This window comes from Nostoc sp. (assembly GCF_036916655.1).
Classification (GTDB): domain Bacteria; phylum Cyanobacteriota; class Cyanobacteriia; order Cyanobacteriales; family Nostocaceae; genus Nostoc.
On record NZ_JBALFY010000068.1, the window covers coordinates 210,918 to 231,148 of the forward strand.

The window sequence follows — 20,231 nt, forward strand, 5'->3', positions numbered from 1 at the left end:
CTTCGTAGGTTAAATGAATATTTGTAATATATGCTACTATCCGTTTATCTAATTATACTCAGCTTAACATAAAACTAAGGCTGACAATTTGATAAAATGTTTAAAAATTAAGACTTTTGGTAGTTGAAATTGGTTCCTGATGTGAAGTTAAGGTAAATTAGGCTGGGGACTGGGGATCGGGGACTGGGGATTGGGGACTAGGGATTGAGATTGGGTCTGGGAAAATTTGGTGGGAGATTTACATACAGCACTTACGCAAAAACTGCCAAAAAGCTTAATCTATCGAACCCCATTTTCTACGAAATACTACGTATAGCTTGCTTCTTTGCAGGAGTACACGCAGCCTCTTGTAAAGAAAAGAATAATTCATAGAATGTGTGTAAATCCTAATACATTGTATTATCGCAGAACTTATAGATATTTAGTCCCCAATCCCCAGTCCCCAATCCCCAATCCCCAGAATATTTAAAGTTTTGCAAAATATATTCTGTCAATGTACTCTGGCGTACATGATTAGTATGTGCTATTGCCATGAGGAATGAGGATGGGTAATATGCTCTCTATAGCCGCCGTGACAGCAGTACTAAAAGTCTTGCTGGAAAATGGTTTAGTCAGCGATCCGATCGCTGCTAGTGTTGGTGATGTGATTGTAACTGCCCTACCACCCGATCGAATTTCAGTTGAAGCTGATGAACGCGCTCAACTCAACCTCTTTCTCTATCAAGTGACACAGAATCGCAATGTCGATTGGGTATCTCAGGAATTTCGGAGCAAGCACTCACGTATAAATAAAAACTTGTTTTCTCCAATTCCCCCACTAGCGCTTGACCTCCATTACTTGCTAACAGCCTACGGGGCCAAGGATTTTCAGGCGGAGCTTTTACTTGGCTATGCGATGCATTTATTACACAAAACACCAGCGATCACATCTGATATTATTGAAAATACTTTGATCAATGCGTCCACAACCAATACTTCAAGTGCTTTTTCGCAAGCTGTAGCAAATGTATCTGTATCCGATTTAGCTGAACAAATTGGACAGATCAAACTGACTCCAGAGTTTTTTAACATGGAAGAAACTTCTAAGTTATGGTCTGCTTTACAAACGCACTATCGACCTTCAGCTACCTATCTGGCATCAATGGTATTGATTGAGAGTAGCAAATCTGACAACCCCGAAGGTTTCTACATGATGCCCTCGTCTCAGCCGATTATAGAGCAAGTGATGTCTCCGGCAAAGACTGAGCAAATGATTGTTGCAGGCACAAAATTAGTAATTCGTGGTAAACGGTTACGCGGTGAAATCACACGGGTTCGTTTGGGTAATACGGAGACATTACTAGTACCTCAAGAAGTTAAAGAAACCCAAATCAGCTTGTTAGTTCCGCTAGATTTGTACCCAAGTGTGCAGGGTGTTCAAATCGTACACCTGACAATGGGCAATGGGGGGCAAATGGATCATCTCGTTGAATCAAACGTTGCGGCTTTTGTCCTACATCCAACAATTACAGCATTCGTCACCCAAGTGGAAAATAGTGGCGACAATTTACGCACAGCAGAAATTAACGTTAAATTCCAGCCCAAGGTAGGTAAAGCACAGCGAGTAGTTTTACTACTCAATGAAGTGTCAGATGATACTCCATCTGCTTACTCTTTTGTTGTGCCATCACGCCCTGAAGATACTGATGCAATCACTATTCCGATCAAAAATGTCAAGCCAGGAACTTATCTTGTCCAGGTGCGGGTAGATGGCGCCCAAAGTCTACTGCACAAAAATCAGTCTGGGGCTTATGATTCGCCACAGGTGAATATTTTATGAATGCTACAACAATTAATCGCAATTGGGATGAGGCGAACTACCGCTACCTATCAGCAGCCCTAGCCGTGGTGCGTGGTATTTTAGAAAATCACACGGCAAAAGAGCAAAATCAAGCTCCAGAGAAAAACCAAGCGCTTTTACAGCAAGCTTTACAAGAAGCTGCTGCTGCTATGCCTGCACCATCGACATTGGAGAGAGTAGGCAAAATGTTTAGCCTCTCATCCTTTGAACGTGATTTGTTGCTGTTGTGTGCAGGTATGGAATTAAATGGGGATTTTGCCAAATTATGTGCTATAATCCACGGCGATTCGCAACGAGCTTACCCAACTTTGGGTTTAGCTCTGGCAGCTTTACCCGATGTCCACTGGGATGCGATCGCACCAAATGCTCCCTTACGTCATTGGCGGTTAATTCAAATTGGTGATGGTCATGCCTTGACTCTCAGTCCCCTAAGAATTGACGAGCGGATTTTACATTATCTCACCGGCATTCAATATCTTGACGAACGCTTGGCTGGCATCATTGAACCATTACCAGAAGTTAGTGATTTAGTACCTTCGCACCAAGATTTAGCAGAGCGAGTCGCAGCAATTTGGTCACAAGCTTCCAAGGTTAATAGCTTGCCAATCGTCCAGTTATGTGGTAGGGAAACTACTAGTAAACGTGCCATTGCCGCCAAAATTTCTCAGCTTCATGGTTTAAGTGTGTGGGTAATGGCTGCACAAGCCATTCCCTTAGCACCTGGCGAGTTGGATAACCTCATCCGCTTGTGGACTCGTGAGACAATTTTAAGTAAATGTGCCTTACTCATAGATTGCAACGAACTGGATACTAATGATATAGCGCGGCTAAATGCGATCGCTCATTTCATTGAACGCATCAAGGGCTTTTTAATAGTCACAAGTCGGGAACGCATAGGTTTATCACAACGCCTAGTAGTTACTTTTGACGTACATCAACCAACCAGCAAAGAACAAGGTGCAGTTTGGCAAGATGCACTAAATGGGATTGCACCAACAATGAACGGGCAAGTTAAAACCTTAGTGGAGCAATTTAACCTAAGTGCTGCAACCATTCGCGCTGCTTGTGCAGAAGCCGCCGGACAGTTAGCACAAACCCCAGAAACCGATATCGGTGATATTTTATGGGATGCCTGCCGTGTGCAAGCACGTCCACGCTTGGATGAACTCGCCCAACGAATTGAGCCATCTGGTGATTGGGAAGACTTAGTATTACCAGAGGCACAGAAACAAGTTCTTCGGGAAATTGCGGCTCATGTACGCCAACGTAGTACTGTATATAACAATTGGGGTTTTGGGGGCAAGAGTGCTAGAGGATTGGGAATCAGCGCTCTATTTGCAGGCGGTAGCGGCACTGGTAAAACCTTGGGGGCAGAAGTGCTAGCTCATAAATTACGCCTCGATCTCTATCGCATTGACCTATCATCGGTAGTCAGCAAATATATTGGCGAGACAGAGAAGAATTTGCGCCGGGTATTTGATGCCGCCGAACAAGGCGGGGTGATTTTGTTATTTGATGAAGCTGACGCTTTATTTGGTAAACGGAGTGAAGTTAAAGATGCCCGCGATCGCTATGCCAATATAGAAGTTAGCTACCTATTGCAACGGATGGAAAGTTACCCAGGTTTAGCAGTCCTGACTACAAACTTGAAGAGTGCAATTGATACAGCATTTTTGCGGCGGATTCGCTTCGTAGTGCAGTTTCCCTTCCCCGACACAACACAACGAGCCGAAATTTGGCGACGCGTCTTCCCAGATGATACACCAACCAGAGGTTTAGATGCTCTGCAACTAGCACGGCTCAATGTCGCTGGAGGAAATATCCGTAACATCGCCTTAAATGCAGCTTTCCTCGCTGCCGATGCTGGGGAAGCAGTGCAGATGAAACACGTATTGCGGGCTGCTCAAACCGAATATAGTAAGTTAGAGAAGCCTTTAACTGAGGCGGAAATTGGAGGTTGGACGTGAGGATTCTAAGTAATCCAGACAGAATTATAGGAATATATTTGATTTCTGAAAATATCTCAGTAGCCTTGTAGGGTGTGTTATGCCGTAGGCTAACGCACCACCCGAAGATTTTGGTGCGTTACGGAAACCGTAACACACCTTACACATACTTGGATTTTTTCATAAATCAAATACTAGTCCTATAATTACACAATGTCATTGCGAATGGAGCAAAGCGGATATTTACAGCTATTTTCAGGTAAATAGACCACGCAGTAGGGGCACAGCAATGCTCATTAGTTCAACTTAATGCCAAACCGCTTGTCCGCCGGGAATTGAAATCCCCGTCTCATAGCTAAAGTCATCTGAAGATGACTAAATATCGCCAAAAATCTCCAGTCTACTTCAGTAGACTTTAGCTATTAGCCAGAGAATTTATTCTCTGGGGGGCGACGAAGCCAACAGTTAAGCTATTTCCAGCTGAAGTTGACACCTATGAGCAATGCTGTGCCCTTACGACTTCCCATTCCTTCAATTTTGCGTTTGCTCTGGGGGTTGCGATCGCTTATGCTAAGTTGAGTTTGATTTGCATTATCTTCTGTGGACAAAAACCGCGAACCGTTTATCAGTCTGGCACTTTACCACGCCTTTAAATGGTCAGTCGTCAGCCCCATGTTTCACGCTTACTTTCGGGGCCAGATTTATGGTACGGAAAATGTCCCCCAATCAGGGCCGCTAGTGGTAGTGAGTAATCACGCTAGTTATTTTGATCCGCCGATTGTTTCTAATTGTGTACGTCGTCCAGTGGCGTATATGGCTAAAGAAGAGTTATTTAATATTCCCATTTTGGCGCAAGCGATTAAATTGTATGGCGCTTACCCAGTAAGTCGGGGAAATGCCGATCGCAATGCCATCCGTTCTGCCATAGAATATCTGGATAACGGTTGGGCTGTCGGTGTTTTCTTGCAAGGTACTCGTACCCCAGATGGTCGGATTACAGACCCGAAAAGAGGTGCGCTGCTGTTGGCGGCGAAAGCAAAAGCCCCAATATTGCCGGTGAGTGTTTGGGGTACTGACGGTATTTTAGACAAAGGCTCGAAAATCCCTCGCGCAGTTACTATCACTGTGAGAATTGGTAACTTGATTGATGCTCCCAGTTCCACAAATAAAGAGGAATTAGAAACGTTGACACAAAAGTGTGCGACAGTAATTAACGAAATGCATGATTTAGGACGTTGAATTTAGGTACTGACAAATAAAAATCGCACTCTTGTGGAAAAACGAAAAGGGCAAAGGATATATTCAAAACCTTTCCCCTTTAGTCAAACCGTATTGAGAGGTGACTCACCTAACCATTACTTTTATTACTTACTAGGAAGCTTCAAACCTCGACGCTCAAGGATTTGCCGTACCTCTGGGCTAGGGTTGTAGTTATAGCCATAGGAGGAGTTCTCAGAATCATCCATAATTTGAGGTGTGAGTAATACAATCACTTCATTTCGCTGATTATTTCTGTTTGTTTTTCTAAACAGCGAACCAATTAAGGGCAAATCACCCAAAATAGGAATTTTGGAGATAGTTGTCCGGTCTGTATCTTGAATGATGCCTGAAAGAATGAGTGTTTGACCATCTCGTAGACGAATTGTGCCAGAATTTAGCGATCGCTCAGATACTAAGAATATTTGTTGGACATTACCTCCTCCCAAATTTAGATTAGCTGACGATTGTGGTGCTTTAACAATGGGAGCTACGGATAGGGATACAAAACCATTGTCATCAATCCGATCTACTTTGACTGCTAAGGTTAAACCCACCTCTGTTTTCTCAGCAGTAATTGTTTGCGTAGCGAGACTATTAGCATTAGTTATCAAGCTCGTAACGTTTCCTAGCACTTCTTGCGTCAGCTTGACATTAGCCGTTTGACCTTCTTGCACAATTAAGGTAGGGTCAGTCAAAATTTTGGCATTGCCATTTGTAACCTGAGCCTGTAAGCTTCCCAGAAAACGCTTAGGAAACTGATAAAGAGATGCTAGAGAGAATGCGTATGTATCAGGGCTTTTAACACCATTAGATACAGTTCCGGGAGTAAATGTTGTAATTCCAGTGCCTAGAGCATTAGTGGATACGGGTGCATCAGCAGATGGTCTTGAATTTCCTGGGTTAAAAAATCCATCACCCAGAAATGTTTGTCCTGAAATGGGATTTGTAATTATTGGTGTACTAGTTACACTACTTGATGTTTCGGCAGCCGTAGCTGGTCTGGAACCACCAAAATTCAGAGATGCTGCACCTCCATCATTGGTGAAATAGTTGTTACCAAGTCCAAAAGAAAAACTAGTATTGTAGTCCTGAGTGTTCAAGAGGTTAACATCGATAATCTTGACATTAACTACCACTTGGCGACGGCGGATATCAAGCTGAGTTAGTTGAGCCATTGCAATCTCAATGAGTTTAGGAGGCCCGATTAAGGTTAGAGAATTGGTGCGTTCATCTCCTAATGCCTGTAAACCTCTAAGTAATGGGCTAGAATCTGTATAATTAACGCGTTGAGTTTCAACTCTGCTTTCCGTGGTCGTCTGAGTTTGTGTGATAGGCGCAACTCCAGTACCCACAGCCACAGCATTAACGCTGGTAACTTGTCGTTCGCGGCTGATGGCACTTTCTGCTCCCAAACCAACCAAAAAATTGATAGCAACTCCTACTGTTACCTGATTGAGTCGCAGGTTACGCATAACCATGTCGCGTGTGGAATTTGGCAGTTTAGGCCCAACGAAAATTGTGCGATTACTACGATTAGCTTCTAAACCACTCAGGCGCAAAACGTAGTTAAACACATCTTGCACTGGCTCATTTTCTATATCTAGGGAGATTGTTTGAGAGATTGGTGATGCTGCACCACCTTGACCTCCAGCAGCTTGATCGCCTCCGATATAAGCCAAGTTCAAATTAGCAGCACGGGCAAGCAATGACAAAACCTCACGCACCGGCGCATCTCGCAGCACTAGACGAGGAACGCGTTCCTGACTTCCCAAGTCAATAGTGCTAGGAGAAGCATCAGTATTAGAGATGGCAATATCTCCCACTGGTGGGGCGACGGCTCTGGGTAAGAAAGGTGGAGCCTGACTCAGAGGTTGACCTGGCCCGGCGGCTTGTGCAGGTTGCCCGTCAATAGTGACTTGGGGGTTAGGAACAAGAACACCTGGCTTTTGACCAGGTTGGGCTGGAGTAGTAACAGGCGGTGCTGTGGATGTTGGTGCTGTTGGCGTTGGTGCTGATGCTATATTGCCTGCCGATGGGCTAAAGCTGAGTGTAATTCCATTTGGCGATCGCACCACAGGTTGACTGTTAGGCGTGTTGTTACTACCAGTTACCGTTACCCGAATGCTATTGGCATCAAGCTGACTAACCTCAACAGACGCAATTCCTGGTGCTGGGGTATCTTGACGAAAGCTATTACCTTGTGGTAATCGTAATTGAGCATTGATAACATCTGCAACTAAAGCCTTGCCTCTTTTCGTAGTGAAAACTTGGGGGCGCGACCCTGAAGATGTTTTCAAAGCAACGCTAATTCCACCATCAACTGGATTTAATTGGACACCAGTCACTTGACTAATTTGTGCCCAAACTGGTTGGCTTGCCAAAAAAACAAAAGCGGCAGTACCTAAAATAAAACTATTACCGTGAAGCTGTTTCACAGTTCATTCCTCACCTGATAAAACCTTGTTTACAAACAATTATGAGAAGTTGGAAGTTAGAAGTGAATAGTTATGAGTTAGGAATGATAATTCGTAATTCATAATTCTTAACTCCTAACTCCTAACTTCTCATTCCTAACTACTTTTTCGGGGCAGCTTTAGCCGCCGCGGCCGCTGCTATTTCTTCTGGACTAAGTGGCATCAATACCTGTAGCTGAAATAATGTATTAATCGCTGCTGGGCCTACCCGCACCGGACTTTTATCTAATGGAGATATTGCTTGGGCTGGAGCCAAAGTTGATTGATAATCTTTAACTATTAACAAAGGCTGTAACCGCTCAATGTTACGAATTATCGATTGTGTTTGTTCATAAGTTCCTGTAATTTGGGCATTGATAATGCTGCGTTTTAGCTTGTTGTCAACCTGTAGTCCAAGACTTCCATCGGTAACGGGTTCTGGTTTTTGGGAAACTGGCGTGAATTTATCCAGTTTGGCTCTTACCGTACTCACAGAGGTTGGAGTATTGCCAGACTCAATTAAGCGGTTCAAATCCAACAACAATGTATCTAAGCTTTTCTCATTAGCAAATAAAGCTAAAACCTGAACTTTTTGCTGCTTTGCCTGCGCTAGTTCGTCTTTAAGTTTATCAATCTGTTTGATATTGGCTTTTTTTTGCTCAATTTGCCCTTGTAGTTCTGAGCTTTTGGCCTGCTGCTGCTGATAGTTTTCCCAAGCTGGCATCAGCAGGCTTACCAATATGTAACCTGCTATCCCTAAACCAATTACCCCCACCAAAATTCCAATAATTTTTGGTGTAAAAGCAATACCAAAGACCACGGGGGATGCTGGCGTTGCCTGCTCGAATTCCCCACCTTGTTCGCCAAAATTTAAATCATCACTCAGCGTCATTTTAGAATGACTCCTGTTTGTTGGATACTACGAATTCGAGTCACTAACCCCACTGTGCCTTTTTTCTCTAACTCCCGAATTAATTCGGAAGCTGGAACATCGTTCATGCTGGACTGAATAGTGTATTCAACTACTTGTGGTGGCTTAATTATTACACTATTAGTAGGTTTACCCACACTTGGAGGTAAAGGGGCGTCTACTAATCCTGCGGTGATAATTCTCGTTTCTGTGGGCTTCAAAAACTGAGACTGTTGTAAACTCAATAAGAAATCATTGACATCATTAAAAGAACGAGCCAATCCAGTAATTTCTAATCCCCCAGCAGGATTGTTTGGTGGCTGACCTGCCACTACCGCAATGGGTGGGATTTGCTTAATGCTCTTAATTTGCACTGGTGCGGGGATGCGATCGCGCAAATCTTGCAGCATTGCCGACCAAGGACGAATCTGGTCAAAGACAGTGACTAAAGCTTGAGTCTCCTCTTTAACTGACTTCGTTTCGGCTTTGATTTTGTTAAGATTTCCGATTTCTGTATCTAACTGTTTGCTTTGCTGATCTAGTTGTGCTACTGTCCCCTCTAATTCCACAATCTTCCCTTGCAATAACCACCAAGCAACTCCCAGTAAAACTGGAAGACCTACACCTATTCCAACTCCCACATACACTAGTGTCAAATCCCCCGTAGGAAACTTGAAGGCTATTCCTCCCTTTCCCTCAGGCTTTTTCTGGTATGCTGGGCGGTCTTTAAGAAAATTAACATCTAGGCTGTACATTTTGTTACACCTCCCGCATTCCTAGACCGAGTACGATCGCTAAACCAGAGCGTTGTACCTGTGGATATTTCTCAGTGTCAACATCCAAAGACAAAGCCCCGATTGGATCTATTTGGGTAGTTGGCAAACTCAATCGTTGAGTAAAAAATTCATCTAGCTGTTGCAGTCCACCTCCTGGCCCGGCTAATAAAATCTGCGCTACTTCCAAATTTTCACTTTGATTGAGGTAAAAATCGATGGAACGGCGCAGTTCATCCGTTAGTTCTCCCAAGACTCTCAATATGGCAGCCATGCCAGGATCGATTTCAGTAACGCCAGTTTTACCGCCGTCTAGGGAAGTTTGAGGAATGACCATTCCGTGTAACAGTTCCATATCTCGTGATGTAGGTAAGCTCATTGCCCTTGCTAAGGCAGTTTGCATTTGATAAGTCCCGATTGGAACTGTGCGCGAAAATTGCGGCACTCCGTTAACGATGATGGCGATTTCTGTACTATCGAACTCGATATCAACAAGTACTGCTGCTTCTTGCGGCCCAAATTGTCGCAGTTGTTCGCGAATAGTCCGAATTAGAGCAAAACTGTTAATTTCTAAAACATCAATTTGTAATCCTGCCTGCTCGAATGTACTTATATAGGTATCCGTGATCTCCTTACGGGTGGCAACTAGGAGTACGTGTACTTTTTCAATGCCATCTTCATCTACAAAGTACCCAAGTTTCTGATAATCTACATCAGCCTCTTCACGAGGATAGGGTAAATACAAACCTGCTTCATGGTTCAGCACCATTTCTCGCAGTTCTTTATCATCTAACTCTGCTGGCACTGGTATAATCCGAACGATAGAATCTCGTCCTGGAACACCAGTAGCAACGCGAGAAGTTTTGATTTTACTCTCAGTTAGCGCCTGCTGGATTAATTGCGCCATTGCTGGAGGATCGGTAATTTGACCATCGGTAACTATGCCTTCTGGAACTGCTACCGATATAAAAGTTTCTAGTTTCAAGCCTTGACCGTGCTTGCGTAGTTGAACTACATTTACCCGTTCGGGAGCAAGTTCAATACCGACCCCTTTTTTCGATTTGCCAAACAGACTAGTGAAACTTTTTACCACAGTTGTGCCCGCTGGACTACTAAATTGAAAATTTAAATTTATTGTGATAGGGACGTTATATATTACGTCTCTACAGGTAATTTATTTAGCCTATAATCTCAACAATTCTGTCTAAGCTTTTCACACTGATCAAGCGTAAAAATACTGGGAAAATGATTCAATTGCGAAAATTTAAACAACTTGTTGCTTTCGTACTGCTTGGCTTATTAACCACTTGGATTGTAAGTTGCAGCACAGGCAATGTTAGTAAAAGTACAAAACAAGCTACTTCAAGAGTGGCAACTGTTGAGTTTTGGACAATGCAACTCCAACCTCAATTTACCGACTACTTCAAAAGCTTAATTGCAAATTTTGAATCGCAAAATCCAGGTATAAAGGTTAACTGGGTTGATATACCTTGGGCAGCAATGGAGAACAAAATATTAACAGCTGTCTCCGCAAAAACGCCACCTGATGTAGTTAACCTCAATCCGGGTTTTGCTTCCCAACTTGCCGGACGAAATGCCTGGTTAGATTTAGATGCGAAAGTCCCAAATGATGTACGTTCCTCCTATCTGCCGAATATCTGGAAAGCAAGTGTGCTGAATGGCAAGAGTTTTGGGATTCCTTGGTATCTCACCACACGGCTAACCATTTATAACACTGATTTATTAAAACAGGCAGGTATCAATAAAGTACCCGCGACATACGGAGAATTAGCACAAGCAGCCCAACAAATTAAAGATAAGACAGGGAAATATGCCTTTTTTGTGACTTTCGTACCGCAAGACTCCGGTGAAGTGCTGGAATCTTTCGTGCAAATGGGAGTTAATCTCATAGATGCTGATGGGAAAGCGGCGTTTAATTCGGCACAAGGGAAAGCCGCATTTCAGTATTGGGTAGATTTGTATAAAAAAGGGTTGCTTCCTAAAGAGGCTTTAACCCAAGGACATCGCCACGCGATCGATTTATACCAATCCGGTGAGACTGTGCTTCTAGCTTCTGGGCCAGAGTTTCTCAAAACGATCGCAAATAATGCCCCAAAGATTGCTCAAGCTACCGGAGTAGCACCTCAACTCACTGGTGACACAGGCAAGAAAAATGTCGCGGTGATGAACATAGTTATTCCGCGCGATACTAAACAACCAGACGGCGCTGTGAAGTTTGCTTTATTTGTCACCAATGACGAAAATCAATTAGCTTTTGCGAAAGCTGCAAATGTCCTACCTTCTACAACCAAAGCATTGTCTGATAGTTACTTTAAAGATATTCCAGCTAATGCTTCAATCATCGAAAAAGCGCGAGTTCTCACTGCTAAAGAACTACAAAATGCAGAAATATTAACCCCTACTTTAAAGGATTTCAACAAACTACAAAAGGCAATTTATGAGAACTTGCAAGCAGCAATGTTAGGCGAGAAGACTGTAGATAAAGCTGTAGAAGATGCGGCGCAAGAGTGGAATCAGCGGTAAATTCGTAATTCGTAATTCGTAATTCGTAATTATGATTTACGAGTTATATTGGTGGTCGCTAAAAAATCGCCTACTAAATAGAGGGAGCCGCACAAAACGATTAAATCGTCTGTGGTAGCGGCTTCTAGGGCTGTGAATAAATCTGGATGGATTTGGCGATCGCTTAATTCGGGGCAGAGGTTGTAAGCTAGGTTTGATAAGTAGTCTAAATCGGCGGAAGTTCTACCGGGGAAGGGTTCTACTGGTATTGGTACTAAAAAAAGGCGATCGCCTGGTCGCAGTAAAGCGGTAAAAATATCAGTATGATCCTTATCGGCAAACATTCCTATAATCCAATTGACTGGCTTATGAGTAACTGCGTCTAAGCTATCAATATACTGGCGGAGAACTTGGGCGGCGGCGGTATTATGAGCGCCATCAACTAATAATTTATGGTTTTTCCAAGTAGTCCATTGCATCCGCCCTGGCCATTGGGTTTTTGCCATACCGTAAATTATGGCTTCTTCTGAAATCTGCCAACCTTGTTGCTGGAGAATTTCTAACGCAGCTAAAGCCAAGGCTGAATTAGTTAACTGAATTTGTCCCGCTAATGGCAAAGGATATTTAATAGAGTGATGGGCTGATTCTTTAATTTCTCCCTCTGCCCCTCTGCCCCTCTGCCCCTCTGCTTCATATCTATACTCTGCCCATCCTGTAGCGATTTCATGGGCGGGTTGAGGCGTAAAAAGCAGACATTCTAATTCTAAAGCACGCGATCGCACCACCTTGTCTGCCTCTGGTGGCAATGGCCCAACCACAACAGGAGATCCAGGTTTGAGAATACCTGCTTTTTCTCTTGCAATGTCAGCAATGGTAGGGCCAAGTTGCTGCCAGTGTTCTCGGCTAATGGAAGTGATGATTGTAACCAGGGGCTCCAAACAGACATTTGTCGCATCTAAGCGCCCTCCTAGTCCAACTTCTACCACAGCGACATCAACTTTCTGCTGTGCAAAATATAACCAAGCAGCCGCCGTAATTACTTCAAACTGAGTTGGCGATTCTTCATCAGGGCGAATCAACCCTTGGACTTTTTCTAATAATTGACTCAATTCCTCTGAGGAAATTGGCTGTTCATTCAGACAAATACGTTCTGTCCAATCAACTAAATGGGGGGAAGTGTAGCGTCCTGTCCGATAACCAGCTTCAGTGAGTACTGAGGAAAGATAGGCACAGACTGAACCTTTGCCATTAGTGCCAGCAACGTGAATTACTGGTACTTGATGATGAGGATTGCTAAGATTTGCCAATAGATTGACAATGCGATCGAGTCCAAGATGGACACCAAAGCGTTGCAGGGGTTGTATTACAGAATCGATATTCAAGAAGGGACTGGGGAGAAATCAATTAAAAAGTAAAAATTAAAAATTAAAAAAAAGAGATAGCTAAAGTTTCTTGCGGGCTGAGGCAGACAAGGGGATAAGGGAGAATATTAAATCCTATGCCCCATGCCCCATGCCCAACTAATGAATTAGGCTTCCTTGTCCAAAAAGCCTTGAATTTGTCTTAAAGCGGCAGCGCCAATATTAAACACTGCCCAACCAGCGGCAATGGCAACTGGTGCTAAAACGATCGCTATACGGAAATCGATATCCATATCTAGAACCCCTCTCTTAAGTAGAAATTAAAGTTTTGTCAACTGCTCTCATTTTTATTTTTAGCTGAAGTGGGCAATTTTTCCAACTATATATGTAAAGAATATTTAAATTGTGGGGCATGGAGCATTGAACATGGCGCACTTGTACTGAGCCTTGTCGTTGATGTCGCCTTTCGTGGAGAATTATTGAACATTGGTTATTTACCCTGATCGCGTCATCACCCTGCGGGCAGCTTTAGCTAACTCTTTTTCAGTCTTTTTTTAATTTTTAATTTTTAATTTTTAATTGATTTCTCTCCACCCCCTAAGCCTTGCTAAAACCAATATCAGTACCTTTACCAGCATGAACTAAAGCTAACTTTTGATAACGTTTAGCGTGTTCAATCAGTTCTGCGGCTTCAACTTCTGTTACCTGGCGTAATACTTTACCAGGAATACCGACAACTAGGGATAAAGGCGGTACATTTTTAGTTACTACTGCACCAGCACCAATAATACTACCAGCGCCTACTCTTACCCCATCTAAAATCACTGCGCCAATCCCAATCAAACTTCCACGCTCAATGTAAGCAGAATGCACCACAGCCCGGTGTCCTACGGTAATATAATCTTCTAAGATTGTTGGAAAACCAGGATCGCCATGTAGAATTGCCCCATCTTGAATATTTGTGCATTCGCCAATTTCAATCCGTTCTACATCTCCCCTAACCACTGCTCCATACCAAATGCTCACTCCTGGTGCTATGTTTACCAAACCCATAACAACAGCATTATCTGCGATAAAGGCAGCTTGAGAAAAATCAGGAGATGTCCAGTAAGAAGCGGTAGACACGATAGAATATGAATATGGTACTCAGGAACACTGGAGAAACTCCAACCTTTGAGGCTGGCTGCATAACCAGAATATCACAGCGTCAAACCTCTACGCTGAGGAAAACACTAGTGAATAATGTTCCTGCCGCAACACCGTGTCTATGCAGCAGTGAGCAAGTAACCCAAAGTGGTTGAGCCGAATTGTATAATCCAACCCACTAGTGCTGGTGAAGACAAAATTATGTTTGTATGCACTTCATGATGAATCCAGGTTTGCAGTACCCGATGTTTGGGCCGGAAATACAGTGTCCCCATTGTCGCCAGACTATTCCGGCGCTGACACTAACAGATACCTATTTGTGTCCTCGTCATGGCGCCTTTGAAGCTAATCCGAAAAATGGAGAGCTAATCCATTTGCAATCGGGGCGTCATTGGCGGAGGTGGAATAATGAATGGTATAGACAGCATACTCATCCTGATGGTATTCGCTTTGAAATTCACGAAGCATTAGATAAGCTCTATACCCAAGGCTTTCGAGCAACACGAGTGATTATTGCCCGACGCTATCAGGAATTGATGAGTGGCTATTTAGAACGCAGCACGCCTTGGCGTTCTGGACAACCAGAAGCGACTGCTGCGCGTTTGTACGGCTTACCCGTGGAGTTTAGCCCCGATACCTCAGATGATCCCTCTTGGGAAGTAATTAATTTTGACTTGGAAAAAGAGCCTGGCGTACCTGTACGCTACCCTTATTTCAGGTTGTTTGAGTAGTGGTCATTTGTCATTAGTCATTTGTCATTAGTGAATAACAAAGGACAAATGACTAAGGACTAAGGACTAAGGACTAATATGCATCACGCTTCTATTCGGACTGCGAATATTCATCGAGCGATCGCTTTCTACGAACATTTAGGGTTTACAATCTCGGAACGCTTTACCACAGGCTACACCCTAGCTTGCTGGATGGAAGGGTTGGGCGGCAGAATTGAACTAATCCAAATTCCCGAACCAAAGCCAGCCCCAGATGCCTTTAATGATGAGCATTATGTGGGGTATTATCATCTCTCGTTCGATTTAACTGAGATTACACCAGATTTACCTAGCTGGTTGACAAATTTACAAGAACGTGTATTACTTGCTGCTGAGAGTCAAACCCAAGAATTACAACCGTTGAAGATACTTTTAGAACCGACACAACAGCAAATAGGCGATCGCATTTACGAAGTAGCTTTCATCGCTGATACCGATGGCTTACCTCTGGAATTCATTCGGGTTTTAGCAAAACTCCCATAATTTAGCTTTTTATTACCTTTATTGCTAATATATTGTTTTTCTGTATTGTTGCTGAGGTAAAAGATTTTTTTACCAGATAAAAATGTATTCACTCAAAAAACTATGTAGTTTATTTTACAGATATATTTTCTAGGTACATATATGGATTTTCCAAATTTTATAGATATCCTTTGCCGTTATTAATTTTAAGCTTATGGCTACTAGCAGTTTTGTTATTGAGCGATCAACCTGCTCATAGCCAACATTCAGTTATCTCTAATAAAGAAAAATATCAGTCAACCTTGCTAGTAAAAAGAATAATGCCCTCAACACTGACAGAAAATGTCCGCAAGACAGTGCTAGAAAATGGTCTAACTGTCCTGACAAAGGAAGTACATACTGCGCCAGTGGTGACGGTGCAGGTGTGGTACAAGGTTGGCTCACGTAACGAAGAACCGGGCGTGAATGGCATTGCCCACCAGTTAGAACACATGATGTTTAAAGGCACTCGAAATCGTCCGATTCAATTTGGACGTTTGTTTAGTGCTTTAGGTAGTGATTCCAATGCTTTTACCAGCTACGACCAAACGGCATATTACGGTACTGTGGAACGAAACAAGCTAAAAGCGCTTTTAGTGCTAGAAGCAGACAGAATGCAAAATTCCCAGATTGAGCCAGAGCAACTAGCGAGTGAGAAGCGGGTAGTAATTTCCGAGTTGCAAGGTTACGAAAATAGTCCAGAATATCGCCTCAATCGTGCCGTCATGCAAGCGGTGTTTCCCAATCATGCTTATGGGTTGCCTGTAGGTGGTACTAAAGCTGATGTTGAGAAATTTGAAGTTGAGCAGGTAGAGAAATATTACCGCAATTTTTACAATCCCGATAATGCTGTCTTAGTAATTGTGGGAGATTTTCAAACTGCAAACACTCTAGAAACAATTAAAGAGACGTTTGGCAAAATACCCAGGGGGCAGGAAGGGGGCAGGGGGAGCAGGGGGAGCAGAGGAGCAGAGGAGCAGAGGAGCAGAGGAGCAGAGGAGCAGAGGAGCAGAGGGGAAAGTCTTTATTCCTCGTCTCCCATCGTATTGCGAGAACCGGGAGTAGGGCGGCTGTTACAAGTTGTGTATCCGCTACCGGATGCAAATCAACCAGATGTACCTGCACTGGATGTGATGGATTACATCTTGACAGAGGGGCGGAATTCTAGACTTTATCAGGCATTAGTGGAATCAGGTTTAGCGAGTGAAGTTACAGCCTCCGTTACCAGTTTGCGAGAATCTGGCTGGTATGAGGTGTTGGTGACGGCTGGATCTAAACAAGATTTGAAAAAAATTGACTCGATGTTGAGTAGTGCGATCGCTAATGTAGCAGAAAAAGGCGTAACATCTGAGGAAGTTGAACAAGCCAAAACCCAATTAATCGCAGATGTAATTTTGAGTAACCGTGATATCACCTCTCAAGCCATGCGATTGGGCACTGATGAGACAACTGCTGGTGATTATCGCTACACAGACCGCTATTTGGCAGATGTCCGGTTGGTGAGGCCGACAGATGTTGTGAATGTAATTAACAAATATCTCACAAAAGAAGCGCGGACAGTAGGCTTTTTTGAACCAACTCAGAAACTAATAACAGAAGTTAGCGACAAACCAGACTCAGCCCAAACTACAGAAAATTTCTCTCCTCTAGCACCTGTGCTTCCTTCTGAGGTGATGAAATACTTACCACCTGTGGATTTGGCTACAGATGCAATCGCTCAAGTATTACCACAGGAATTTAAATTTACTAATGGACTGCGGATATTACTGTTACCCGATCGTAGTACTCCCACCGTTACCCTAAGCGGCCATATTCAAGCCGGGACGGAATTTGATCCAGACAATAAAGCTGGATTGGCTGCTTTTGTAGCAGAGAACTTGCTAAATGGCACTAATAACAAGGATGTTTTAAATATTGCCAAAGTCTTGGCAGAAAGAGGGGCGAGTTTAGACTTTCAAACCCACCGCGAAGGTGTGCATATCGAGGGCGATAGTTTAGCAGAGGATTTACCGATACTCGTTGAAGTATTAGCAGATGTTGTAAAAAATAGTACCTTTCCAGTCAAAGAATTGGAACTGCATCGCCAACAAACTTTAACCGATTTGCAACTTGAATTAGATGAACCATCAGAAGTAGCTAGAAGAATATTTGTTCAGTCAATTTACCCGAAAAAACATCCCTTACATACCTTTCCCACAGAGGAGAGTTTACAGCAGATTCAACGCCAGGATGTGATTGATTTTAAAGCTAAACATTATCGTCCAGATACGACGGTGCTAGCGCTGGTGGGAGATTTTGATCTAGACAAAGTGCGATCGCTGATTAAAAATGAGTTTGGAGACTGGGAAGTTAGCGGCCAAGCACCCACATTAAAATATCCTACGGTATCAATGCCGGAGAAAATCGTGAGTGTCAACCCAGTTTTACCAGATAAAACCCAAGCTGTTACATATATGGGTTACACAGGCATTAACCGTTACGATTCTCGGTTTCATGCCGCCTTAGTATTGAACCAGATTTTGGGAGGCGATACCTTATCTAGTAGACTGGGTGCAGAAGTGCGCGATCGCCAAGGTTTGAGCTATGGAATTTATAGCTACTTCCAAGCTGGGAAGAATGCGGGCACTTTTTTGATAGAAATGCAAACTAGTCCTGAAGATAGCAGTAAAGCGATCGCTAGTACCCGCGAAATTCTACAGCAAATCCATCAACAAGGCGTCACCGCACTGGAAGTTGAAACAGCTAAACGCACTCTCATCAGCAACTACAACGTTTCCCTGGCCAACCCAGAAGAATTAACAGATAGAATTCTGATGAATGAAGTGTATGGACTAGATAAAGTAGAATTGCACTCCTTCACTGATAAAATTCAGAAAGTCACTCTTGACCAAGTTAATCAAGCGGCTCGTGAGTTACTCCACCCAGAGCAAATCGTGGTTGTTACTGCTGGCCCATCTGTGTTAGCAGAGAAAAATATTAGGTGAAAATGGGCATTGGGAATGGGGCACTGGGCATGGATAATGAAGAATATCTATTAATTAATTGTTTCTACTCATCACCATTGCCTTTTGAGAACTACCGATGAAAAGTTACAACCATTTATTCCAAATTGTAATTACATCTCTTACTTTTGCCGCTACTACTTGGCTACAAATATTACGGCGTAGCTACGTGATATTTACGTTGCTTTTGGGACTAAATTTCATCGTTGCTACTCCCGCAATGGCGGCAAGTTTGTCTGGCGATTTGCTCAAGCAACCAGCTACAGAAATTACAATTAGCTTGGGTAATTCGGCTAACGAACTGAAGTTTGAACCAAATCATCTGGAATTCCAAGCTGGGAAACGCTATCAACTAACACTTACCAATCCCAGCCAACTGAAGCACTATTTTACTGCGAAAGATTTTGCCGATGGCATCTGGACACAAAAAGTCCAAGCAGGCAAAGTAGAAATCAAAGGAGCCATTCACGAGCTAGAACTCAAGCCAGGTGCAGAGGCAGAATGGGTATTTGTGCCTCTAAAATCTAGTAATTATGGCTTGCGTTGTACAATACCAGGACATACAGAAGCCGGTATGACTGGAGAGATTGCGATCAAGAGTTAAAAAATCAAAATTATTAGCCTCAGTATTTGGCAGCAGTCTAATGTTGCAATTAAAGATAATTGAGCTAAATTTCGTAGTGTGGAGTGAAAAATAACTTAGAGCGCTTTTGATGCAACTCCAACCATTGGGAGCGTGCGAATGTGTTATTCTATATACGTTAGCGCCTAAACTGGAAGAATCCCTATCAAGGACTAAAATAACTTAAATTATAGATATTATTTCTCAAGTAATCTAGAGAAAGCATTGATACTTTAGCAGTAAAGCCACCAGTAATGATTAATTTCCTATGAACATTTTCAGTAGCTTACTTTCTCAAACAACTCAGCCTGCAACTGCAAAAAAACAGCGCCGAGGAATTGAAATTAAATCGCCGCGTGAAATTGAAATCATGCGGCAATCAGCGATAATTGTGGCAACTGTCCTAAAAGAAATTGCCGAGCTAGTAAAGCCAGGAATGACAACGGCTGATTTAGATAATTATGCCGAAAAACGCATCCGCGAAATGGGTGCAACACCGAGTTTTAAAGGATATCACGGTTTTCCCGGTTCTATTTGCTCCAGTATTAATAATGAAGCAGTACACGGTATTCCTAGTCCCAAGAAAGTGATTCGAGTCGGTGATGTATTAAAAGTAGATACGGGTGCTTATTACCAAGGTTTTCATGGTGATTCTTGCATTTCAATTGCTGTTGGTGAAGTGACACAAGAAGCTGCAAAATTAATTCGCGTAGCAGAAGAAGCTTTATATAAAGGCATTGAACAAGTTAAGGCTGGTGTATACCTAATTGACTTAGCTGGAGCAATTGAAGACCATGTGAAAGCCAATGGTTTTAGTATAGTCGAAGAGTTCACTGGACACGGTGTCGGTCGTAATCTGCACGAAGAACCTTCAGTATTTAACTATCGTACCCGTGAGATGCCAAATGTTAAACTCCGTGCGGGGATGACGCTGGCAATTGAGCCAATTTTAAATGCAGGTTCTAGACACACGCGGACATTATCTGACCGTTGGACAGCAGTCACAATGGATAATTCTTTGTCGGCTCAGTTTGAGCATACAGTTTTGGTGACAGAGACAGGTTATGAGATTTTGACTGATCGTTCTAAGGTGTAATTGTTATCTAATTTGCGAAAATTCACGG

At 43.1% G+C, this 20,231-nt stretch carries 16 protein-coding genes; 9 read left to right on the top strand and 7 right to left on the bottom strand.

The window, feature by feature from the left end; genetic code table 11:
• Window positions 1–544: 544 nt before the first annotated feature.
• From V7L31_RS19155 to V7L31_RS19165, 3 genes are all read left to right on the top strand, one after another.
• Window positions 545–1,819, top strand: a complete 1,275-nt coding sequence (locus V7L31_RS19155) for a DUF4255 domain-containing protein (RefSeq protein ID WP_334697702.1) — start codon at window positions 545–547, stop codon at window positions 1,817–1,819.
• Window positions 1,816–3,807, top strand: a complete 1,992-nt coding sequence (locus V7L31_RS19160) for an ATP-binding protein (RefSeq protein ID WP_334697703.1) — start codon at window positions 1,816–1,818, stop codon at window positions 3,805–3,807. Before V7L31_RS19155 ends, V7L31_RS19160 begins: the two co-directional genes overlap by 4 nt.
• A 579-nt stretch (window positions 3,808–4,386) precedes the next feature.
• Window positions 4,387–5,025: a lysophospholipid acyltransferase family protein gene (locus tag V7L31_RS19165; protein WP_334697704.1), complete on the top strand. Its 639-nt coding sequence runs from the start codon at window positions 4,387–4,389 to the stop codon at window positions 5,023–5,025.
• Window positions 5,026–5,150: 125 nt separating this feature from the next.
• Here V7L31_RS19165 and V7L31_RS19170 read toward each other — a convergent pair whose 3' ends face one another.
• The 4 genes from V7L31_RS19170 to pilM all read right to left on the bottom strand — a co-directional run bounded on the left by V7L31_RS19170 (window position 5,151) and on the right by pilM (window position 10,275).
• A complete protein-coding gene (locus tag V7L31_RS19170; RefSeq protein WP_334697705.1) occupies window positions 5,151–7,481 on the bottom strand; it encodes an AMIN domain-containing protein in 2,331 nt (776 codons plus the stop codon).
• Window positions 7,482–7,620: 139 nt separating this feature from the next.
• A complete protein-coding gene (locus tag V7L31_RS19175; protein ID WP_334697706.1) occupies window positions 7,621–8,391 on the bottom strand; it encodes a pilus assembly protein PilO in 771 nt (256 codons plus the stop codon).
• A complete protein-coding gene (locus V7L31_RS19180; RefSeq protein WP_334697707.1) occupies window positions 8,388–9,164 on the bottom strand; it encodes a PilN domain-containing protein in 777 nt (258 codons plus the stop codon). Before V7L31_RS19180 ends, V7L31_RS19175 begins: the two co-directional genes overlap by 4 nt.
• Before the next feature lie 4 nt (window positions 9,165–9,168).
• Complete coding sequence (pilM, locus tag V7L31_RS19185; protein ID WP_334697708.1) at window positions 9,169–10,275, bottom strand: type IV pilus biogenesis protein PilM; 1,107 nt, start codon at window positions 10,273–10,275, stop codon at window positions 9,169–9,171.
• Window positions 10,276–10,427: 152 nt separating this feature from the next.
• Between pilM and V7L31_RS19190 the strand changes: the two genes are divergently transcribed.
• Entirely contained in the window at window positions 10,428–11,726 is a 1,299-nt protein-coding gene (locus V7L31_RS19190) for an ABC transporter substrate-binding protein (RefSeq protein WP_334697709.1), read from the top strand.
• 29 nt (window positions 11,727–11,755) lie between these two features.
• On the opposite strand, the gene V7L31_RS19195 is transcribed toward V7L31_RS19190, so the two are convergent.
• The 3 genes from V7L31_RS19195 to V7L31_RS19205 all read right to left on the bottom strand — a co-directional run bounded on the left by V7L31_RS19195 (window position 11,756) and on the right by V7L31_RS19205 (window position 14,191).
• Window positions 11,756–13,087 carry a bifunctional folylpolyglutamate synthase/dihydrofolate synthase gene (locus V7L31_RS19195; protein WP_334697710.1) on the bottom strand — a complete coding sequence of 444 codons (1,332 nt, stop codon included), beginning with the start codon at window positions 13,085–13,087 and terminating at the stop codon, window positions 11,756–11,758.
• 146 nt (window positions 13,088–13,233) lie between these two features.
• A complete protein-coding gene (locus V7L31_RS19200; RefSeq protein ID WP_179067906.1) occupies window positions 13,234–13,359 on the bottom strand; it encodes a photosystem II protein Y in 126 nt (41 codons plus the stop codon).
• A 304-nt stretch (window positions 13,360–13,663) separates the two neighbouring features.
• The gene (locus tag V7L31_RS19205; protein ID WP_334697711.1) at window positions 13,664–14,191 is read right to left on the bottom strand and encodes a gamma carbonic anhydrase family protein; all 528 of its coding nucleotides are present in this window, start codon (window positions 14,189–14,191) and stop codon (window positions 13,664–13,666) included.
• A 239-nt stretch (window positions 14,192–14,430) separates the two neighbouring features.
• Between V7L31_RS19205 and V7L31_RS19210 the strand changes: the two genes are divergently transcribed.
• The 5 genes from V7L31_RS19210 (at window position 14,431) to map (ending at window position 20,203) form a co-directional block, all read left to right on the top strand.
• Complete coding sequence (locus V7L31_RS19210) at window positions 14,431–14,943, top strand: TIGR02652 family protein (RefSeq protein ID WP_334697827.1); 513 nt, start codon at window positions 14,431–14,433, stop codon at window positions 14,941–14,943.
• A 78-nt stretch (window positions 14,944–15,021) separates the two neighbouring features.
• Window positions 15,022–15,465 carry a VOC family protein gene (locus V7L31_RS19215; RefSeq protein ID WP_334697712.1) on the top strand — a complete coding sequence of 148 codons (444 nt, stop codon included), beginning with the start codon at window positions 15,022–15,024 and terminating at the stop codon, window positions 15,463–15,465.
• Between the two features lie 137 nt (window positions 15,466–15,602).
• Window positions 15,603–18,467 carry a M16 family metallopeptidase gene (locus V7L31_RS19220; protein ID WP_334697828.1) on the top strand — a complete coding sequence of 955 codons (2,865 nt, stop codon included), beginning with the start codon at window positions 15,603–15,605 and terminating at the stop codon, window positions 18,465–18,467.
• A gap of 97 nt (window positions 18,468–18,564) precedes the next feature.
• Entirely contained in the window at window positions 18,565–19,089 is a 525-nt protein-coding gene (locus tag V7L31_RS19225) for a plastocyanin/azurin family copper-binding protein (RefSeq protein WP_334697713.1), read from the top strand.
• A gap of 286 nt (window positions 19,090–19,375) precedes the next feature.
• Window positions 19,376–20,203 carry a type I methionyl aminopeptidase gene (gene map / locus V7L31_RS19230; RefSeq protein ID WP_334697714.1) on the top strand — a complete coding sequence of 276 codons (828 nt, stop codon included), beginning with the start codon at window positions 19,376–19,378 and terminating at the stop codon, window positions 20,201–20,203.
• Window positions 20,204–20,231: the final 28 nt, after the last annotated feature.